This window comes from Amycolatopsis japonica (assembly GCF_000732925.1).
GTDB lineage: Bacteria > Actinomycetota > Actinomycetes > Mycobacteriales > Pseudonocardiaceae > Amycolatopsis > Amycolatopsis japonica.
On record NZ_CP008953.1, the window covers coordinates 5138123 to 5158989 of the forward strand.

Here is a 20867-nt window from a genome sequence, read left to right on the forward strand (position 1 = left end):
CTGAAGGCTGGTACCCCTCCAGGAGAGTCCCTACACGCGGGCTTTTCAAGGGCTGGTCGAGTAGAGGACCCTGGCCACCGTGAGTGAAGGGGGCTTCCGATGAATCACGCCGCCGTCTGTGCCGCCGCGGCGGCGCAGCGGGCACGGGTCACGCCGGGTATCGACGACATGGGCCGCTATCTGGAATCCCAGGTGGCCGATGTTTCCCACCGCGAGGTGATCGGGCCGGCGCTGCCCGGCTCCGGGGCGAGCGGGGTGGTCGTCTTCCGCGGGGAACGCGTCGCGTCCTGGGGTGATCCCGAGGTGCCGGAAATGGCGTTCAGCGCCACCAAAAGTGTCGTGTCGACCGTCGCGGGCCTCGCCTTCGACGCCGGCCTGATCCCGGACGTCCACCAGCCGGTGACCGACACCCTCGACATGCCCGAGCTGGACGGCCCGAGCGCGATCACCTGGCACCACCTGCTGCAGCAGACCAGTCAATGGGACGGTGAACTCTGGGGCAAACCGGCGTGGGCGGACGCCGGGAGCCTCGGTCCGGGCAGCGCGTCGCCGGACGCCCCGCCGGGCGCCGGGTGGGCGTACAACGACGTCCGGGTGAACCTGCTCTGCCTCGCCCTCACCCGCCTGTTCGGCCGGCCGCTGCCCTCGGTGCTGCGGGACCGCGTCCTCGGGCCGATGGGCGCGTCCGGCACCTGGTCGTGGCACGGCTACCGCGGGGCGACGACCCACATCGACGGTGAAGCCGTTCCCGTCGTCAGCGGCGGAGCGCACTGGGGAGGCGGGCTGTGGATCTCCGCCCACGACCTCGCCCTGCTCGGCCTGCTCTACCTTCGCGACGGCGAGCACCACGACCGCCGTCTGCTCAGCCGCGAGTGGATCGATCGCACCTGGAGCCCGTGCGACCACAACCCGGATTACGGCTACCTCTGGTGGCTCAACGACCGTCGGCGGGTCTTCCCGGCCGCTCCGCCGAGTGGCCGGTGTGCCCGCGGGAACGGCGGCAGGCACCTGCTGTGGGTCGATCCCGAACGCGACCTCGTCATCGTCTCCCGCTGGGGTGAGGAGGCCGGACGGTTGCTGCACGAGGTCTCGGCCGCGATCTCCTAGCCGAGCAGCTCCTCCAGATGGTCCGCCGCCGTCGCGGCCCCGCCCGCCTCCCGGAACGAGGCGCCCACCTTCTCGGCGGCCGAACGGTACCCCGGATCGCCCAGCACCTTCGTCACGGCGGCCGCGATCCGTTCGGGTTTCGCCTTGCCGAACCGCAGCCGGACACCGGCGCCCGCGTCGACGACCTGGCCGGCGATGATCGGCTGGTCGTCCCGGATCGGCGCGACCACGAGCGGCACCCCGTGCCACAGGCTTTCGCAGACGGTGTTGTGCCCGCCGTGGCAGACGACCGCGTCCATGCGGGCCAGAAGTGCCATCTGGGGCACCTGTGGCACCACGAGCACCGTGTCCCCCACCGGGCCCACGGCACCGCCTGGATCGGCGATGACGGTCTGGATCCCGTCGACGTCGGAGAGTCCCCGGGCGGCCGCGCGGAGGAAGTTCCCGGCGGCGTCGGCGTTCGCGGTGCCGAGCGTGACGAACACGGCGGGCACCGCCGGGTCGAGCCGGTCCCACGGGAAGCCGCCGGTGGGCGCGCACCCGCCGATGGACGGCCCGACCAGCCGGACCCGGCTCGGCAACGCGGCCGGGCCGAGCAGTTCCCGGGTGGTGAACGCGAGCACGCCGTGCGGCGACATCCGGGGATCGGCGGGCCCGCCGTCGATCCGCGCGCGCAGGCCGTCGAGGAGGTCGTCGAGCCAGGCCGCCACCTTGGGGAGCCCGGCCAGGGGATCGACGAGTTCCGCGGACGTCGTCGCGGAGGTGACCCACGGCAGGCCGAGCCCGTCGGCGACGAGACCGCCCGCGATGGCCTGCTGGTCGGCGACCACCACCTGCGGCCGGAACCGGCCGATCGCGGCGCGGACCCCGGGTGCCATCGCCTCGGCCAGCGGGATCAGGAACTCCTCCCACAGGAACCGGAACGCCGCCGGTCCCTTGAGGCTCGCGTCGCGTTCGGGCAGGCGACGCGGGACGGCGCACGGGAACACCTTGGCGCCGTCGCCGGCGAGCCGCCGGATGACCTCAGGCCGCCCAGCCCAGGCGACCTCGTGCCCGCGCGCGGTGAGGGCCGCCGCGACCCCGACAGCGGGGTTCACATGCCCGGTCAGCGGCGGGGTGACGAAGAGGAATCTGCCCACTCAGGCCGCCGTTTCACACGAGTGTTCGCGGACCCAGCCCAGGATCAGTTCCGACGTCTCCGCGGTGCGCTCGACGAGCACCGAATGTCCCTGGTCCGGCAGGACGACGGTGCGGCAGCGGCCGAGGTTCGCCTCCAGGTCCGGGACCTGCGCCGAGAGCCCCGACCGGTCGCCGAACAGCGCGAACACCGGGCAGCGGACGGCCCCGAGGTCGTCGGCGATGGTCCGGCTCAGCGGGACGTCCTCCGCCAGCGTGGTGGCCGCGAGGATCTTGTAGGCGGATTTCGACAGCCTCGCGGTGTGCGCCCCGTGGTTCTCGGCGATCCAGCCGATCACCTCGTCGTGCGCGAGCCGGTTCTTCGCGTCGGCGAGCCCCTCGGCCATGTGCCCGATCCACGCCCGCACCGGTGGCTCCGCCTCGATGGCGACGACGCTGGCGACGCGTTCGGGACGCGAAGCCGCGAGCCCGAAGGCGATCGAGCCGCCGAAGGAGTTCCCGGCCACGTGCACCGGCCGGTCGATCCCGAGCGCGGTCAGCAGGCCATCGAGGTCGGCGACGAACTCCTCCAGCCGGTAGCCGGTGGCGGGCCGCGTCGTGCGGCCGTGCCCGCGAAGGTCGTACATGACGACGTCGATGCCTTGCGCGGCGAAGGCGGGCCCGAGCGTGAAGTAATAGCTCGCCAGGCTGTCGGTGAGGAGGCCGTGGACGAACACCACGACCGGCGCCGTGCCGTCGGACGGACCCAGCCGCTGCACGTGGACCTCGAGGTCGCCGACCTTGACCTTCGCCATGCTCAGGCCTTCCCCGCCAGGGACGCGACCACGTGGTCGACCAGTTCGCCGACGGTCAGCGCGATGATCTCGTCCAGTTCGCGTTCCGCGATGAACTCGGCGAAGTTGACCCTGTCGCCGTAGTGGTCGCGCAGCCGGCCGGACAGCGTCACGAGGTCGATGCTCTCCAGTTCGAGGTCGTCGTGGAACTTCGTGTCCCGGCCGATCTCGGCGTCGTCCAGCCCGTACTCCTCGAGCAGTTCGCGCAGCATCACGGTGAGGTCGGCCAGTACGGTCCCGGCCGCCGCGGTTTCGGTGGTCATTCTTCGTTCTCCGTCCAAGCCACGACGTAATCCGTCAGCGGTGTGGTGATCGTGGTGTGCCACACCGGATACCGGGCACCGCCCACCTCCACGGTGAGCCGCCCGTCGTCCGCGCCGACGACGGTGAAAGCGCGCGGATCACCGCGCAAGCCGGTGCGGAGCCGTTTCGCGACGGCCTCCTTGGCGGCCCAGAATCTGGTGAACCACACCGCTTCCGGCTCGCCGAGCAGGGCACGTTCCGCCGGGCCGAGAGCAGCGGCGACCGTGCTCTCCGGCCGGTCTTCGACGGCTTCGATGTCGATCCCGCAAGGCCCTCGGCGGGCGATGGCGACGCCGAGCGCGTCCCGGTGGGCGATCGAGACGGTGAGCTCCGGCAGGCTTCTCCCGTAGGCGCCCGAGACGGTCGGCGCCCCCGACGAGTCGTTCCCGATCCGCAGTTCGGCGGGGAAGATGTCGCCCGCGCCGTCTGTCCACAAGAGACGCCGGACGGCGTCCTTCGCCGCGATCCGGCCGAGCAGCCAGGCCCGTCTCCGGCGCGGCGACTGGTCTGCGTACGCCTGTCTTTCCTCCCCGGCGAGCACGTTCCGCATGATCAGGTCGCGCGTGGCGAGATCCGGCCACTGCTCGCGGACCAGCGCCCAGCCGCCGGGGCGTGCCTCGGACAGCGTGGCCCGCTCGGGCCGCCTGTCCATCGCCCGGATCACCGGGTTGCTGTCGAACCGGCGATCACGCCAGCCCTCGACCTCGGCCCAGACCCGGCCACCGTGGATCAGCTGGACGTCCGCTTCGAGTTCCGCGTCGGTCACCGACACGATGCGGACGACGCAGTCGACCCGGTCCCCCGGCAACGGATGTTCGCCGTAGAACCGGATCCGCCGCATCCCCACCGGGAAAACCGTGGTCCTGGCGGGCAGCCGCGACATGATCCAGTACCCGAGCAGCTGACCTGCGTTGTCCAGCAGCGCCCCCGGCGCGTCCGGTGTCCGCAGCACTCCGCGCACATGGCGATCCCCGACCGCGACCAGCTCCTCGACGCCCTGGAACCTCGGCCCGTGGAACATCCAGCGCTCGGTGTAGAGCTGCTCGGCGCGCAAGTCCGGCCTGCGTTCCCGCGCGGCCGGGAACGTCCACGGCCCGGGCGGGCCGGCGGGGAACGCGGCGTCCAGATCGATGACGGCCCTGGAGTAGTCGCCGAGGGAGACCCCGGCCCGGGAAGGGCCTTGCGGCACCACGGTCACCGGGACGTCCAGCGCGGGGATCGCGGCGATCCACTGGTTCAGCCGGACGTCCTCCAGTGCGACCGCGCGACGGCCCGGCGCGGCCTGCTCGGCGAAGTCCATCAGGTGCCCGATCACCGTCGTCGCGGGGACGACCGGCCACGAGTCGGCGGGATCCGCACCGGGTGGCTGCTTGAAGAAGCAGTGGTCGAGCAGATACGGCATCGTCTCGACGGAGACGCGGAGTTCGGTGCGCGACGGCCGGATCCGGGGCGCCGGCCTGGCGGCGAACAGTTCGGCCGCCAGACCGGCGGTGTCGGCCAGCAACCCGGAGAATTCGGCTGCCAGCGGGTTCCGTTGCCCGATCTTGTCCAAAGTGGACGTAGCGGCCCCCGACGGGCGGAACCCGTGCCGGACACGTTCGTCGAGCGACACGAGCGCGCCGCCGAGGTCGAGCCGGATCGTCCGGCCGCGTTTCGCGCCGCGTTGTCCCGGCAGGAGTTCGAACGCCGGATCGGCGCCGTCGGCCCACAAGGCCGTCGCGGTCCGCAGCAGTTGCGGCAGACCGGGCCGGTGCGTGGAATGCGCGGCGACGACGAGATGTTCGCGGTCGTGCAAGGTGTTCCCGATCAGCGACCCGAGCTGTCCGGCGCCCGTCTGCACGAACGCGCGGACTCCGGCCGCGTACAGGTTCTCCACGAGACCGCGGAACCGCACCGGTTCCAGCAGGTGCCGGACGAACAGGTCCCGTACTTCCGCGGCGGCCGCCGGGTAGGGCTTCCCGGTCGTGGCGGACCAGACCGGGAGTTTCGCCGGATGCAGTGTGTAGCGTTCGGCGGCCTCACGGATCGGGCCGAGATACGGGGCGAGCATCGGCGTGTGGAAGCCGGACCGGAACGGCAGCACCTGGGAGATCACGCCGTCCGCACGGAACCCGCGCACGAACCCGTCGACGAGCTCCGACGGCCCGCAGATCATCGCCTGATTGGGCGCGTTGTCGTGGGAAAGGACCACGTCGGACTGTCCTTTGAGGACTTCGGCGACCACGGCCGCGGCCGCGCCGATCACCGCGAAGGCCAGCCCCGGTACCTTGAGCGCGTCCGGATCGAAGCCGGCCAGGAAGGCATCCACCTCGGTGTCGGCATGGATCCCGGCGACGGCCATGGCGGTCCACTCCCCCAGGCTGTGCCCGGCGAGCGCGTCCGGGGTGACGCGCAGTGTGCGCAACGCCGTGTCGAGGAGCCTGCCCAGCTGGAACACGCCCTTGCCGTGCCTGCCGACGTCGCCGATGGTGACGTCCGGCGTTTCCCAGCGGATACCGAAATGCCGGGCGATGTCGTCGGCGTCGGCCTCGAATTCGTTCTCCAGCCCGGGGAAGACGAACGCGAGCTTGCCCCCGCCCGCGCCGAGCAGCGGTTCCGGAACGAACCAGAGGTCGTTGCGGCCGCGCCAGGGTCTGCCCTTCGCGACCACTTTCCTGGCCAGGTTCAGCCGCTTGGGCGTCGGGTCGACGAGCCCGAGCCGGACCCGGCCGCGACCGGTGTCACTCTCGCTCAGGACGTCGTCGTGCTCGAGCAGGCAGCCCATCTCGGCGACGGTCGGCGCCGAGAGCCGCAGGACCCGTTCGGGCTCGGAGACCTCGATGACGGGCTGGGTTGCGGCCTGCTCCAGGACCACGTGGGCATTGATACCGCCGAAACCGAACGCGTTGACCCCGGCCCGCCGCACCGGCCGCCGGTCGTCGGTTTCCCACGTCTTCGCGGCGCCGAGCGTCTCGAACCGGGTCGCCGCCAGCGCCGGATGCGGGTTCTCGCAGTGCAGGGTCGGCGGCAGGACTCCGTGGTACACGGCCAAAGCGGCCTTGACGAGTCCGGCGACGCCCGCCGCGGGCATGGTGTGCCCGATCATCGACTTGACCGAGCCGAGCACCGCCGTCGGCTCGTCCTCCTGCCCGAAGACCTCCGCGATCGTCGCCAGTTCGGCCGCGTCGCCCGCCGGCGTCGCGGTGCCGTGCGCTTCGAGCAGGCCGATCGTGGCGGGATCTATCCCCGCGGAGTTCCAGGCCTGCCGCACCGCGCGGACCTGACCGGCGGTGTCCGGAGTGGACAGTCCGGCGGTCCGGCCGTCGCTGGCCACGCCGGTCCCGGTGACGACGGCGTAGACCCGGTCGCCGTCCCGTTCGGCGTCCGCGAGCCGTTTGAGCACGACGATCCCGGTGCCCTCGCCGATCAGCACCCCGTCCGCGTCCTCGTGGAACGGCCGGATCCGCTGGCTCCGCGACAGCGCGCCGAGCTGGGAGAACACACTCCAGAACGTGACGTCGTGGCAATGGTGCACGCCACCGGCCAGCACGACGTCACACCGCCCGCTCGCCAATTCGCGGACGGCGTGGTCGACGGCGACGAGCGAGGAGGCGCAGGCGGCGTCCACCGTGTACGCGGGTCCGCGCAGGTCGAGCCGGTTCGCCAGCCGCGACGCGGCGAGGTTGGGCACGAGCCCGATCGCGGCGTCGGGAGCCTCAGGACCGAGCCGGTCGGTGAAGGCCCGGCGGAGTTCCTCCAGCCGCTCGCCGCCGAGTTCGGGCATCAGTTCGCCGAGGGTGCGGACGACCTGGGTGGCCGTGCGCACCCGCTGATCGAGCCGCACCAGACCGGGCGTCAGATAACCGCCGCGGCCGAGGATGACGCCGGTCCGCTGCCGGTCGGCGGGCAGCCGGTGCTCCCCGCCCGCGTCGGCGATGGCCTGCGCGGCCACCCGCAGCGCGATCAGCTGGTCGGGTTCGGTACCGGGGACCGACGACGGCATCACGCCGAAGCCGGTGACGTCCACTTCGGCCAGTTCACCGACGAAACCACCGCGATGGCAGTAGATCCGGTCCGCCCGTGGTTCGGCGTCGGGCTGGTAGAACCCCGGATCCCAGCGGTCGGCCGGGACTTCGGTGATCGCGTCGACGCCGTCGACGATGTTGCGCCAGTAGGTGTCGAGATCCGGGGCGCCCGGGAACAGCACCGACATCCCGACGATCGCGATCGGGGGCGTTTCGGCCACCGGTCACCACCCCGACGCGGTGTAGGTGACGGACGTGAGGCCCGCGTCGCCCCACGCCAGTTCGCGCAACAGGCTCAAGGTGCCTTCCTCGGGGTCGATCAGCTCGATCCCGCGCCGGGCGTAGTCCCGCATCAGGTCCGGGGTGACCATCCCGTTGTTCACCCCGGTGGGCGCCCACGGTCCCCAATGGACGGTGAGCCCACGACGTCCGTACACAGTGGACCAGCGATGACCGAGCGTCTCCAGCGCGTCGTTCGCGGCCGCGTAGTCGGACTGGCCACGGTTTCCCAATGTCGCGGCGATACTGCCGAACAGGACGGCGAACTTCGGCGCCTCCGGCAATTCACCGGCCGCCGCGAGCAGGGTGCTCGCCCCTTCGACCTTGGTGGCGAAGACCCGGTCGAAGGACGCCGGGTCCTTCTCGGCGATCAGCTTGTCCTCGATGACGCCCGCCGCGTAGACGATGCCGTCGAGCCTGCCGTGTTCGGCGTGGATCTCCTTGACCGCGCGGTGCACGGCCTCCGCGTCGAGCATGTCCACCGAGTGGTACCGCACCGGGCTGCCGAGGTCGCCGATCCGCCGCAACGTTCCGCGGACCTCGCGTTCGGACTCGATGAGCCGGATGGTCCGCTCGATCTCCGCCGGTTTGGTCAGTCCGCTCCCGATCAGGGCGGCACGCAGCCCTTCCGTCGTCGTCGCGGTCGCGATTTCCGGTTCCTCGCCGTCGATGGGCACGGCGGTGCGGCCGAACAGTTCGATGCGGCACCGCGACGCCGAGGCCAGCGTGGTGGCCAGCCGGGCGGTGATGCCCTTCGCCCCGCCGACCAGGAGGACGACCGAATCCCGGTCCAGGCCGAGCGCGTCGGCCTCGGCCGTTCCGTCCCCGGCCGGACCTGCGCCCGTGCTGCCGAGCAGACCGAGGCCTTCCTCCGTCATCCGCAGACCACGCCGCGCGTCACCGCGGCGGACGACGACCGGCTCCCAGTCCCCGGCGGACAGCTCGGCGAGCAGGGTCTCCACTTGTTCGTCCACGGTGGATTCCGGATGCTGCTCCACCACGCGGGCGACCGTGTCCGGATACTCCCTGGCCACCGTACGGAAGAAGCCGCGGGCACCGTCGGCGGGGCCGTTCGCGATGAGCCAGCGCGGACCTCGCGCCAAAACCGCTTGGTACAGCGGGAAATCGTCGGGGAACGACGGTGACAGGTGGAACACGCCGTCCGCGCCGTGCTCCGGTACGCCTTGGACCAGTTCGGTTTCGGCGCCGTACCCGGCGAGCCGGGCGGTGAGCATCTCGGCGACCTGACCTTCGCCGACGACGGCGAAACGGAGCCCGGCGAGTTCCTCGTCGGCGGGAGCGGCGCCGGCGAGATCGAATTCCCGCATCAGGTAGCGCTTCGGCGCCACCACGACGGCACCGCTCTCTTCGGCGGGCTGGTCACCGGCGGGAACGCCGCCGAGCAGATCGGCGAGTTCGGCCGCTGTCCGAGCCTTGGCGAGAACTTCGGGGTCGCCGTCGGTCAGGCCCAGCCGGGTCGCGAGTTCCCCGGCGATCTCGGCCCGTTTGATCGAATCGACGCTCAGATCGGCTTCGAGGTCCAGATCCGGCTCGATCATGTCCACCGGATAGCCGGTCCGCTCGCCGATCACCTCGACGACGGTGTCGAAGATCGAGCGTTCGGGCGCGACCTCGACGCGCACGGGCTCGGGTACCGAAGGAACGACGACGGGCGCGGGCGGCGGCACACCGGGATCGGTACCGAAGTAGCCGAGCAGGACGTCCCGTTGCGCGGCGATCATCTCGCGGCTGGTGCGGAGGAACTCCGAGATGAGCGCCTCACCGCCGTCGGTGCCGGGCCGGGAAGTCACGATCGCCTCCGTGGGGATTCGCTGGGCTGGGTGCAGGGCGGTGGCGGGGATCTCGCCGTCGGCGGTGCGGACGAGGTGTCCGTCGACGGTCCATCCCGCCTTCTTCGGCGGCCGTGCGGACAGCGCGTCCGTGCCCGCGCGGCCGGTGAACAACCGGCCGGTGCGGACGTCCGCGCCGGCGACCGCCAGCCTCGCCACGGCGGCGAGGAAGCCGGGGATCCCGGTGCGGCGGCCGCCTTCGAGAGTGACCGTCCGATGTGGACGGCCGTCGAGTACGGCATCGACGAGCCGGGCGAGGACCGAGCCGGGGCCCGCTTCGACGAACGTCCGGGCGCCCGCCGCGTACATGGCCTCGATCTGGTCGGCGAACCGCACCGGCGCGCCGATCTGCGCGGCCAGCCCGGCACGGATCCCGTCCGGAGTGGACGGGTAGGGCGCAGCGGTCTGGTTGGCCCACACCGGGATCTCCGGTGCCCTGACCGCGACGGTGCCGAGCACGCGGGCGAACTCCGCCTCCGCCGAGGCGACCAACGGGCTGTGGAACGCGCACGCGACCGGAAGGGATTTCGCGCCGATCCCGCGGTCGCGTAGCCGGTCCACCGCCACACCGACGGCGTCCGTCGGCCCGGAGATCACCGTCTGTTTCGGCGAATTCCGGTTGGCGGTGACGACGGTCCCGGTCAGGCCCTCGGCGGCGAGCACCTCTTCGACGTCGGCCGGATTCGCGGCGACGGCCGCCATCGTTCCCGGGTCGCCGGTGCCGGTCGCGCCGAGGATCGCCTCCGCCCGCGCGCGGCTGAGGTCCAGCAGCGAAGCCGAACTCAACGCACCGGCGACGGTCAGCGCGACGAGTTCGCCGTAGCTGTGACCTGCCACCATCGAGGGCCGGACACCGGCCGTACCCAGCAGGTGGTGCGCGGCGAGCCCCACGATGCCGAGCGCGGGTTGCGCGGCCCGGGTGTCGGTCAGCCGGGCACGTTGGGCCTCGCGTCCGGCCTCGTCGAACGCGGTGGGCGGGAACAGGACGTCGACCGTGGTCCCGCCGCGCGCGAGGTAGCGCCGCAGTTCGGGGAACGCGACGAACAGCTCCGCGAACATCCCCGGCCGCTGGCCGCCCTGCCCGGGGAAGAGGAACGCGATCTCGCCCACCGGCGCGTCGTCGTCGGCGGCGAAGATACCCGCGTCCTCGTCCCGCTCCCCCGCGATGGCGCGGCGGAGCAACCCGGCCAGTTCGTCCACAGTGGACGCCAGAATGGCGAACCTCGGCCGCCCGTCCCGGGTTTCCGCCCGACGGGACGCGGCGAACGCCAGATCACGCAGCCGCCAACCCTGTCCCGTGGCGGCCAGGAGATCCTGCGCGTCCTTGTCACCCGCGAACAGGAAGAGCTCGGCAGGCCAATCATCGAGGGTTTTCGCGGGTGGGACGGCGCCTTCGTGCGCGGCGAGGACGACGTGGAAGTTCGTGCCGCCGAACCCGAACGCGCTCACTCCGGCGACGCGTTCGGTCTCGGCCCACGGCCGGGCCTCGGTGTGGAACGCGAACGGGCTGGTCGCCGGGTCCCACGCCGGATTCGGCTTCGCCAGGTGCAGCGTCGGCGGTTTGACGCCGGTGTGCAGCGCGAGGCTCGCCTTGATCAACCCGGCCAGCCCGGCGGCGCATTTCGTGTGCCCGATCTGGGATTTCACCGAACCGAGCGCGCACCGGCCGGGTTCGGCGCCCGCTTCGGTGAACACCTCGGTCAGGGTGGTGAGTTCGGTGCGGTCGCCGACGACGGTGCCGGTGCCGTGCGCTTCGACGAGCCCGACCCGCGACGGTGAGATCCCGGCGTTGCGGTACGCCCTGGTCAGCGCGTTGTGCTGCCCTTCCGGCCGAGGCGCGGTGAGCCCGAGTGCCCGTCCGTCGCTGGCACTGCCGACGCCCTTGATGACGGCGTACACGCGGTCGCCGTCGCGTTCGGCATCCGCCAGCCGTTTCAGGACGACGCACGCGACGCCCTCGCCCAGCGCGATCCCGTCCGCGTCGCTGTCGAAGGTGGCCGAGCGGCCGGACGGCGAGAGCGCGTGCACCGAGGAGAACAGCAGGTAGTCGTTGATGCCGTTGTGCAGGTCGGCGCCGCCGCACAGGACGAGATCGCTGGTGCCGCTGACAAGTTCCTTGCAGGCGACGTCGACGGCGGTCAGCGACGAGGCGCACGCCGCGTCGACCGTGTAGTTCGCGCCGCCGAGGTCGAGCCGGTTCGCGACCCGGCCCGCGATGACGTTCGCGAGCACGCCGGGGAACGAGTCCTCGGTCAGGCGCGGCAACTGGCGGTCGAGGTCGGCCGGGAGTTCGCCGAGGTAGGACGGCAGCACGGTCCGCAGGGTCATCGCGTTGGACAGGTCGCTCCCGGCTTCGGCGCCGAAGACCACCGACGTGCGGGACCGGTCGAAATCGCGTTCGGCGTATCCGGCGTCGGCGAGCGCCCGCCGCGACACTTCCAGCGCCAGCAGCTGGACGGGTTCGATACTCGCGAGCGACGCGGGCGGGATGCCGTGGTCGAGCGGGTCGAACGGGATCTCCGGCAGGAAACCGCCCCAGCGTGACGGCGTCTTCTCGCCATCGCCGCCGGGCGCGTAGTAGAGCGCCGGATCCCAGCGCCGGGCCGGGACCTCGGTGACGGAGTCCGCTCCGGACAGGATGTTCGCCCAGAACGCGGCGAGATCTCCGGCCTGCGGGAAGACCCCGGCCATCCCCACGATGGCGATGTCGAGCGGTGCCGGCACGGGCTCGTCGGCCGGGACGCTCAGCAGTTCGGCGGCGCGGGCGGCGAGGAACGCCTGGGCCCCGGGGCCGACGGCCTCGTGCAACCGGGCGATCGTCGTGACCTCGGACCGCAGCACGGCGACATCGCCCGCCATGAACATGCCTTCGGCGAGCTGCCGATCCTCACCGACCGGGTTGAGCGCGTCCCCGACCCGCTCGATTCCCTTGCTCGCCAGGCGAAGCCGTCCGACGTTGAGCTTCTCCAGCCGTTCCCAGGCTTCGCGATCGGGCACGTCCTTCAGCGCGCGTTTGAGTTCCGCGTATTCGGTGGTGAACGCCGAACGCACGCACCGTGTCGCGTGTCCCGGCGCGGTCTCCAGCAGGTCGGTGCGCGTGGCTTCGACGACCTGGCGCTGGAACAACGGCAGGACGGCGCCCGCCCGGACGGCCTCCTCGGTGAACAGGTACGCGGTGCCCATCAGCAGGCCGACCGTCGCGCCGAGCCGGGTCAGCGGGGCCGCGGCGGCGGTGACCATCGCGGCCGAGCGTTCGTCGTGGATGCCACCGGCGAAGTACACCTCGACCTCTGCCGCGTACTCACGGAGCACGTCGATCTGGGCTTCCCACAAGGGAAAACTCGCCCTCGGCCCGACATGCCCACCACATTCGGCACCTTCGAAGACGAATTTGCGCGCGCCCGCTTCGAGGAACTGGCGCAGCAAACCCGGCGACGGGACGTGCAGGAACGTCGAGATGCCTGCCTCTTCCAGCGCCTTCGCCTGCGCCGGACGGCCGCCGGCGATGATGGCGTGGCTCGGCCGGATCTCGCGGATCACCTCGAGCTGCGCGGCACGGACGTCCTCGGCCGCGAACCCGAGCACGCCGACGCCCCAGGGCGCGTCACCCAACGCCGACTTGGTCGCTTCGAGCATCTCGCGGGTCCGCGCGGCCCCGGACAACGCCAGCGCCAGGAACGGCAGCGCTCCCCCGGCGGCGACGGCCCGCGCGAATTCGGGCTGGTCGCTGACCCGGGTCATCGGTCCCTGCGCGAGCGGCAACGGGTCACCGGAAGCGGCGAGACCCTCGGCGATCGACGCGCGAACACCGTGGATCGCGGCCGGGAGGGTTCCCCAGCGGTCGCGGAACCGCTCGGGCAGGAAGGCGTCCTGACCGGCTTCGACCGGCCGTCGGCGGAGGCGCCGGACACCACCGTCCACAATGGTCTCGGAACCGTCGAGGCCTTCCAGTGCCCTCGTGACGTCCGACGGGAGTTCCGCTTCGGGGAGCAGCGCGAACGCCGTGTCGAGGACGACACCGGCGGCGCCTCCGGCCACGGCGGCGGCCGCGGTGTGCGCGCCGATCCCGCCGTACGCCCAGACCGGGACGCCGATCGCCGGATCGGCCAGCAACTGCTGCAGGAACACGAAGGTGCCGAGTTCGCCGACGCTGCCGCCCGCCTCGTGGCCGCGGGCGACGAGCCCGTCCGCACCGGCGACGACGGCTCGCACGGCTTCGTCCCGGCTCGTGACTTCGACGAGCGTCCGACGGCTCGCGAAGTCCACAGTGGACAGCGGTGTGCCCGCGGCGAGCAGAACCGTGTGCGCCGCGGAAGGAAGGTCGACCGGTCCCGCGACACGGACGCCGAAGCCGGTCGCGAGCAAGTCCTCCGCCAGGTCGAGTTCTTCGCGGGCCGTCCGGTTTCCGCTGGTCAGATCCAGGACGCCGAGCGCACCGGCCCGCGCCGCCGCGGCGGTGAACCGCGCGGACGGAACACGATGAGGGTGCATCGCGATGAGCAGATCCGCCGTACCGGTCAACGTTGAGGCATCGGCGCCACGAATCGACTTACCCACGGGAAGCCTCCGGCACACGGAAGAGTGACTTGGTTACCGGGCGTACTTAAACGCAGGCGAGGCTTCACGTCAATACTCGACAGTAGGGTTTCCGCTCACAGGAACCGGATGGCGGTACGCCGACCTTGTGAAACGCGAAGTCCGTCGCGGGAATTTAGCGTCCCGGATACACACGGGACATCCAAGAGGCCGGGTTTTTCCTGCCCCTACAGGAAAGGACAGTCAACGACCAGGTGTCCCAACGTCCGATACGCCATCCGGCGTGTTACCCGGAGTTCACCATTCCGCTTTCGTCGGACCACCGGATTCAGTGGTCCGTACCCATTTCCGGAAATCGACTCCCTTTCGCCCTATCGTCGGTAGCCCGGCGCCGGGAGTTTCGGTATCACGCGCGAAAAACATGAAGGGAATCAGCGGGATTTCGCATTTCGGACGGCGATGCCCAGCAGTTCCGCGGCCGGACCGGCGAGCCGCCGCCCGGCGGGCCACACCGCGCGCAGCTCCCGGCCGAAGTCGACGCCGTCCACCGCGACCGCGACGAGCCGTCGATCGGCGACGTCCCGGGCGATGGCGAGCTCGCTGATCACCGCCGGTCCGGCGCCCGCGATCACCGCGTTGCGGACGGCGGAGGCGGAACCCAGTTCCAGCAACGGTTTCGCCGGACCGACCCCGGCCTTGCGCAGTGCGGCGTCCACCGTCTCCCTGGTCCCGGAACCGAGTTCACGCACCACGAGCGGCGTGATCGCCAGCTCGGCCGCGGTCACCGGGCGGCGTTTGCGCGCCCACGGATGGCTCGCGGGCACGACGAGGACGAGACGGTCGGTCGCCACCCGCCGCGACGAGAGGCCGGGCAGCGAACCGGGCGATTCGACGAAGCCGAGATCGACCTTGCCCTCGCGCGCCATTTCGGCGGCCTGGTCGGAGTTGGTGACCTCCAGCCCGAGGTACAGCCCGGGGTCACCGCGTTTGAGCTCGCCGATCCAGCCCGGCACCAGGTACTCGGCCAGCGTCATGCTCGCGGCGACCCGCAGATGCGCCTCGTGCTGGGTGCGCAGCGCCTCGGCGCCGTCGAGCAGACCGTCGATTTCGGACAGCACGCGATGCGCCCAGCCCGCGATGACCCGGCCGTCGGGGGTGAGCGCGGAGCCGCGCCGCGTACGGTCGACCAGCACCAGCCCCAGCCGTCGCTCGACTGTGGACAGTCGTTTGCTCGCGGACGGCTGCGCGATCCCGAGGCTGGCCGCGGCCTGTCCGATACTGCCGAGCTCGTCCACGAGCACGAGCAGGCGCAGGGAGTCCAGATCGGGTGTGGTCATAGCCCAAGTGTATGACCTACCCCCGGTATTCCCGGCTACCGAGGCCACGCCGGCCGGGCGAAGCTCGAACCATGAGCACCACGCACGCGAGACCGACGAAGCCCTACCTCACGGCCTTGGCCGTCACCGGCGCCGGAGTGGCCGCCGCGTACCTGGTCGGCACCGCTTTCCCGGTCGTCAGCGCGCTCACCATCGCCGTCGTGCTCGGCATCCTCACCGGTTCGCTGTCGTCGGTGTCGGAGGAGACCCGGAAGGCCATCGCCGGGATCACCAAGAAGCTGCTTCGCGCCGGCGTCGTACTGCTCGGTCTCCAGCTCTCGCTCCCGGCCGTCCTCGCGCTCGGCCCCGGCACCCTGCTCGCCGTCGTGCTCACGGTCGGCATCACCTTCCTCGGCACCATCGGCCTCGGCAGGCTCCTCGGCGTGCCACGCGGCCTGGCGATGCTGGTCGCGACCGGATTCTCGATCTGCGGCGCGTCCGCCATCGCCGCCATGGAAGGCGTGGTGAAACGCGAGGACTCGGACGTCGCGACCGCCGTCGCGCTGGTCACCTTCTACGGCGGGCTCGCCATCGCCGCGGTCCCGTTGATCGGCGGCTGGCTGCGGCTCGACGCGGCCCGCATCGGTGAATGGGCCGGGCTCAGCGTGCACGAGGTCGCGCAGGTCGTCGCCGCGGCCACCCCCGCGGGCAGTGCCGCCATCGCGGTCGCCATCGTGATCAAGCTCAGCCGGGTGGTCCTGCTCGCCCCCATGGTCGCCGCGGTCGGCGTGCACGAACGGAACCGTCCCGTCGACGGCAAGCGGCCGCCGCTCGTCCCGCTGTTCGTTATCGGCTTCCTGGCGATGGCCGCGCTGCGCAGCACCGGGATCGTGCCGGGTCTCGCGCTCGACGTCGCCAAGATCGCCTGCACGCTGCTGTTGGCCGGAGCGCTGTTCGGGCTGGGCTGCGCGGTCCGGATCGGCACGCTCGTCCGCACCGGCGGCCGTGCCCTGGTGCTCGGGCTGCTCTCCACCCTGCTGGTCGGGACCACCGCGCTGGTCACGCTGACCGTGCTCGGCTGAGGACCGCCACCGCGAGCAGCGCGACCACGCCGCCGGTGACCATCACGGCCGGGACGGACACCGCGTCGACGACCAGTCCGCCGAGCAACGCGCCCGCCGAGAGGGTCGCTTGGAACGACGAGGTGAACAGCACCGACGCCGCCTCGGGCGCCTGCGGAGCCGCCCTCGCGAACCACGTTCCCGAACAGACCGGGACGGCACCGTAGGCGAAACCCCAGACCACCAGCAGCGCGAGCGCGCCAGGTTCCGTGTCGCCGAGGAACGGCAACGCGCAGGTCACCATGCCGATCAGGCCCGCCGCGGCGAGGAAGGTCAGCCGGAGGTCGCGCGCGATCGCCGCCCCGGCGGCGAAGTTGCCGGCGATCCCGGCGGTGCCGTAGATGAACAGGAAGACGGTGATCAGCTCCGGGCTCACCTGCGTCACCTGGCGCAGGAGCGGCGTGACGTAGGTGTAGGTCCCGAAATGGGCGAGCACGACCAGCACCGTGACGAGCAGCCCGAGCCGGGTCGCCCGCTGACGGGTCATCTCGCGCAGGACGCCGAGCCGGGTCGCACCCGCCGACGGCAGTGGGGGCAAGGCCAACGCCAGCGCCGCGAGGACACCGGCCGTGAACACGGCCATCACGGCGAAAGCGGCCCGCCAGCCGAAAAGTTCGCCGAGGAAGGTGCCCGCGGGCACGCCCAGCACCGAGCCGAGCGGGACGGCGGAGAAGATCACCGCGGTCGCCGTGCCCGCGCGTTCCGGGCCGACGAGCCGGGCGGCGAGCCCGGACCCGATCGCCCAGAAGGCGCCGATCACCAGCCCGACGAGAACTCGCGAGACCAGCACGGCCCAGTACGCGTGCGCCGTCGCCGCGAGGACGTCGGACAGCGCCAGCACCACCATCAGCGCGCACAGCAGGATCCGGCGGTCGAGCCGTCCGGCGGCGACGGTGACGGCCGGGGCCGCGAGCGCGGCGAGGAACCCCGGCAGGGTCATGGTCAGGCCCGCCGTCCCCGGCGTGATCCGGAAGTCCTCGCCGATCGGGGTCAGGAGGCCGATCGGCAGGATCTCCGTGGTGACAAGGGAGAAGATCCCGAGTGTCACCGCGAGGACGGCGAGCCATCCCTTCAGCGGGGTCCGCGCGGAGGTGTCGAGGGTCGAAGCGGTCATGTGCTCCAGCCCATCACCGCGCGGGCACCGCGGTCTGGCGGATTCGCGACGTTGATCTAGGTACGGGACCGCTGGGTCACGACGATGCAGGCGACGACGATCAGCGCGGTGACCGGAGCGGCGGCCGGGAGATGCTCACCGAGCAGCAGGACCGCCCAGACCAGCGTCAGCAGCGGCTGCGCGAGCTGCAACTGGCTCGCCCGCGCGACGCCGATCTCGGCCATTCCCCGGTACCAGGCCAGGAATCCGCCGAACTGCGAGACGAGCGCGATGTAGAGCAGACCGGCGATCCCCTCGCCGGTGACGTGCAGCGGCTCGGTCGCGAGCCCGAAGACGGCGAACGAAACGGTGACCGGGAGCGCGAGGACCAGCCCCCACGCGATCACCTGCCAGCCGGGCATTTCCCTGGCCAGCCTGCCGCCCTCGGCGTACCCGAACGCGCACAGCACGAGCGCGCCGAACAGGAACAGGTCCGCTGTGGACAGTCCGCCGCCGCTCTGCGCGACGGTGAACACCACGACCGCGCTCGCGCCGACGGCGGCGGCGAGCCAGAACCGGCGGGACGGCCGGTTCCCGGTCAGCTTCGAGGAGATGACGGCGGTGGCCAGCGGCAGCAGGCCGATCACCACCGCGGAATGCGCCGTCGACGACGTCTTGAGCGCGAGCGTGGTCAGGATCGGGAAGGCGAGGACACAGCCGAGGGAGACCACGGCCAGGCCCCGCCACTGGTCGCGCCTCGGCAGCGGCACCCGGAAGACCCGGAGACAGGTACCGGCGACCAGTGCGGCCAGGACACTGCGCAGCCCGGTGGCGGTCCACGGGTCGAAGCCCTTGAGCGCCCACACGGTGGCGGGGAACGTGAACGAGAAGGCGAGGACACCCAGCGCCGCCAGCGCGGTCCCGGAGCGGACCGCTACTGCCCGGTCCGCGATAGCGCTATCATCCAGTCTCATGTCCGATGGTAGCAGCGTCACCAGCCTGGTCATACAGCTGCGGTCCACTTTGGATCGCTATCCGATCGATGGAAAGCTGCCGTCCAGCCGGGAGCTGGTCCGGGAGCTGAAGGTGAGCCCGGTGACGGTGTCGCGCGCCATCGCGGCGCTGGCCGCCGAAGGACTGGTGATCACCCGCCCCGGCGCCGGCGTGTTCCGCGCGCCGCCGCCTCGTGAAGCGGCGGTGTCCGGCGACGTGTCGTGGCAGGAGGTGGCGCTGAGCTCGCAGTCCGGCACCCGCGCGATCGACGCGAGCGGCGTGCTCACCGCGCTGAGCGACCCGCCTTCGGGCGTCATCGACCTCAACGGCGGGTACACGCATCCGAGTCTCCAGCCGGAACGCGAACTCGCGGCGGCGTCGGCCCGCGCCGGCCGCCGTCCCGGCGCGTGGACGCGGCCGCCGATCTGCGGCCTGCCCGAACTGCGGGCCTGGTTCGCCCGCGACATCGGCAGCCCGGTGAACGTCGAGAACGTGCTGGTCACCTCGGGCGGGCAGAGCGCGCTGACCACGGCGTTGCGCGCGCTCGGCGCTCCCGGCGCGCCGGTGCTGGTGGAATCCCCGACGTACCCGGGGATGCTGGCGATCGCGCGGGCGTCCGGGCTGCGGCCGGTCCCGGTGCCGATCGACCGCGACGGCGTCCGGCCCGGACTGCTCGCGGACGCCTTCCGCGAGACCGGCGCCCGGTTGTTCGTCTGCCAGCCCGCGTTCCAGAACCCGACCGGCGCGGTGCTGTGCGCCGAACGCCGCGCCGAGGTGCTGCGGATCGCCCGTGCCGCGGGTGCTTTCGTGATCGAGGACGATTTCGCCCGGCTGATGGCGCATCCCGGCAGCCCGGCTCCCCCGCCGCCGCTCGTGGCCGACGATCCCGACGGGGTCGTGGTGCACATCCGCTCGCTCACGAAACCTGCGTCGCCGAGCCTGCGGATCAGCGCGCTCGCCGCCCGCGGCCCCGCATTGGAACGGCTGCGCGGTCTCCACGCCGTCGAGAGCTTCTTCGTGCCGCGGCCGCTGCAGGAAACCGCGCTCGAACTGGTGAGCTCCCCGGCTTGGTCCCGGCACCTGCGGACTCTCGCGGCGTCGTTGCGGGAACGCCGCGACGTGGCCGTCTCGGCGTTGCGGGAGTTCCTGCCGTCCTGGCAGGCCGTCCCGGTCCCGACCGGGGGTTACCACCTGTGGCAGCCGCTCCCCGGCTTCGTCGACGAAGTAGCGCTGACGAGTGCCGCTTTCCGCGCGGGAGTAGCGGTCACCCCGGGCAGGATGTACTTCGCGGCCGAGGCGCCGGGGCCCTATCTGCGCCTGAGCTACGTCAGCGCCGCGACGGGCGCGCAGCTGCGCGACGGGATCCAACGCCTTTCCCAGGCGTACCAGGAGCTCCCCGGTTGACGTCTCGTACGATCGGCCACGGAGGCGACGAGAAGGCATGACTCAGCCGGCGGCGGAGCCGCACGATGCACCCGGCAGGCTCTGGGAGCTGCTCGACGACGGCCAGCGCAAGGCGCTGCGGGCCGAGGCCGAACTGCGCCGGTACCCGGCGGGAACGGTGATCATCCGCGAGGGCGACCGCTCGGACTGGGTGCTGATCCTGATGACCGGACGGGTCAAGATCACGTCGGTGTCCACCGGCGGTTACGACGCCGTGCTCGCCGTGCGGGATCCGGGCGACATCATCGGCGAGATGGCGTCGATGGACGGCAGCCTGCGCTCGGCCACGGCGATCGCCGTCGAACCGGTCACCGGACTGTGGCTGTCCGCGCGGGCGTTCAACTCCGTGCTCCGCGAACATCCCGGCATCTCCGTGGTCCTGCTCCGGATCATCACCTCACGTCTGCGCTACGCCAACTCGCGCCGGACCGAATTCGGGGACAGCACCGCCGCCGAGCGCATCGCCGCCATCCTCGTCGACCTCGCCGAGCGCTACGGCGTGCCCGTCGCCGAAGGCACCCTGATCGCGCTGAAGATCAACCAACGCGACCTGGCTGGACTCGCATCCGCGTCACGGGAAGCCGTCGCGCGGACCCTGCGGACCTTGCGCACCGACGGCCTGCTCAGCACCGGCCGCCAGCGGCTGGTCGTCCGGAGCCTGAACGACCTCAGGCAACTGGCCCCCGACGACCACTGAGCCGGGGACCGCCGGCGGGTCCCGAACACCGGACCCACCGGCGCCACGACGCGAACCGGCGATCGACCGTCCCTCACCCTCTCCGGATCGATCACCTTCATCGGCCTCCCCCGCCGATCTCGCGCCGTGTCCGACGAGAACGAGTTTGGCAGGAA

Annotated in this window: 12 protein-coding genes; 4 read left to right on the plus strand and 8 right to left on the minus strand. The window is 71.8% G+C overall.

Annotation, left to right across the window (positions count from 1 at the left end):
• The first annotated feature begins 99 nt into the window (after positions 1-99).
• Positions 100-1107, plus strand: a complete 1008-nt coding sequence (locus tag AJAP_RS23670) for a serine hydrolase domain-containing protein (protein WP_228694572.1) — start codon at positions 100-102, stop codon at positions 1105-1107.
• Here the strand turns inward: AJAP_RS23670 and AJAP_RS23675 are convergent.
• From AJAP_RS23675 to AJAP_RS23700, 6 genes are all read right to left on the minus strand, one after another.
• Positions 1104-2246: a glycosyltransferase gene (locus AJAP_RS23675; protein ID WP_038515305.1), complete on the minus strand. Its 1143-nt coding sequence runs from the start codon at positions 2244-2246 to the stop codon at positions 1104-1106. The two genes, AJAP_RS23670 and AJAP_RS23675, sit on opposite strands and share 4 nt — an antisense overlap.
• On the minus strand, positions 2247-3038 hold the full coding sequence (locus tag AJAP_RS23680) for an alpha/beta fold hydrolase (RefSeq protein ID WP_038515306.1): 792 nt from the start codon (positions 3036-3038) through the stop codon (positions 2247-2249).
• 2 nt (positions 3039-3040) lie between these two features.
• Positions 3041-3340, minus strand: coding sequence for an acyl carrier protein (locus AJAP_RS23685; protein ID WP_038515308.1), 300 nt, complete (start codon positions 3338-3340; stop codon positions 3041-3043).
• Entirely contained in the window at positions 3337-7572 is a 4236-nt protein-coding gene (locus AJAP_RS23690; RefSeq protein WP_038523739.1) for a type I polyketide synthase, read from the minus strand. The genes AJAP_RS23685 and AJAP_RS23690 overlap by 4 nt, the downstream gene beginning before the upstream one ends.
• A gap of 36 nt (positions 7573-7608) precedes the next feature.
• Positions 7609-14004: a type I polyketide synthase gene (locus AJAP_RS23695; RefSeq protein WP_038523741.1), complete on the minus strand. Its 6396-nt coding sequence runs from the start codon at positions 14002-14004 to the stop codon at positions 7609-7611.
• Positions 14005-14480: 476 nt separating this feature from the next.
• A complete protein-coding gene (locus AJAP_RS23700) occupies positions 14481-15386 on the minus strand; it encodes a LysR family transcriptional regulator (RefSeq protein WP_038515309.1) in 906 nt (301 codons plus the stop codon).
• A gap of 71 nt (positions 15387-15457) precedes the next feature.
• Between AJAP_RS23700 and AJAP_RS23705 the strand changes: the two genes are divergently transcribed.
• Complete coding sequence (locus tag AJAP_RS23705; protein ID WP_038515310.1) at positions 15458-16447, plus strand: YeiH family protein; 990 nt, start codon at positions 15458-15460, stop codon at positions 16445-16447.
• Here AJAP_RS23705 and AJAP_RS23710 read toward each other — a convergent pair.
• The gene (locus AJAP_RS23710; protein ID WP_084098308.1) at positions 16425-17600 is read right to left on the minus strand and encodes an MFS transporter; all 1176 of its coding nucleotides are present in this window, start codon (positions 17598-17600) and stop codon (positions 16425-16427) included. The genes AJAP_RS23705 and AJAP_RS23710 overlap by 23 nt on opposite strands.
• Before the next feature lie 56 nt (positions 17601-17656).
• On the minus strand, positions 17657-18553 hold the full coding sequence (locus tag AJAP_RS23715; RefSeq protein WP_038515311.1) for a DMT family transporter: 897 nt from the start codon (positions 18551-18553) through the stop codon (positions 17657-17659).
• On the opposite strand from AJAP_RS23715, the gene AJAP_RS23720 reads away from it, so the two are divergent.
• Both AJAP_RS23720 and AJAP_RS23725 read left to right on the plus strand, forming a co-directional pair.
• Positions 18552-19976, plus strand: coding sequence for an aminotransferase-like domain-containing protein (locus AJAP_RS23720; RefSeq protein ID WP_038515312.1), 1425 nt, complete (start codon positions 18552-18554; stop codon positions 19974-19976). The two genes, AJAP_RS23715 and AJAP_RS23720, sit on opposite strands and share 2 nt — an antisense overlap.
• A 37-nt stretch (positions 19977-20013) precedes the next feature.
• A complete protein-coding gene (locus tag AJAP_RS23725; RefSeq protein WP_051972572.1) occupies positions 20014-20712 on the plus strand; it encodes a Crp/Fnr family transcriptional regulator in 699 nt (232 codons plus the stop codon).
• Positions 20713-20867 lie beyond the last annotated feature (155 nt).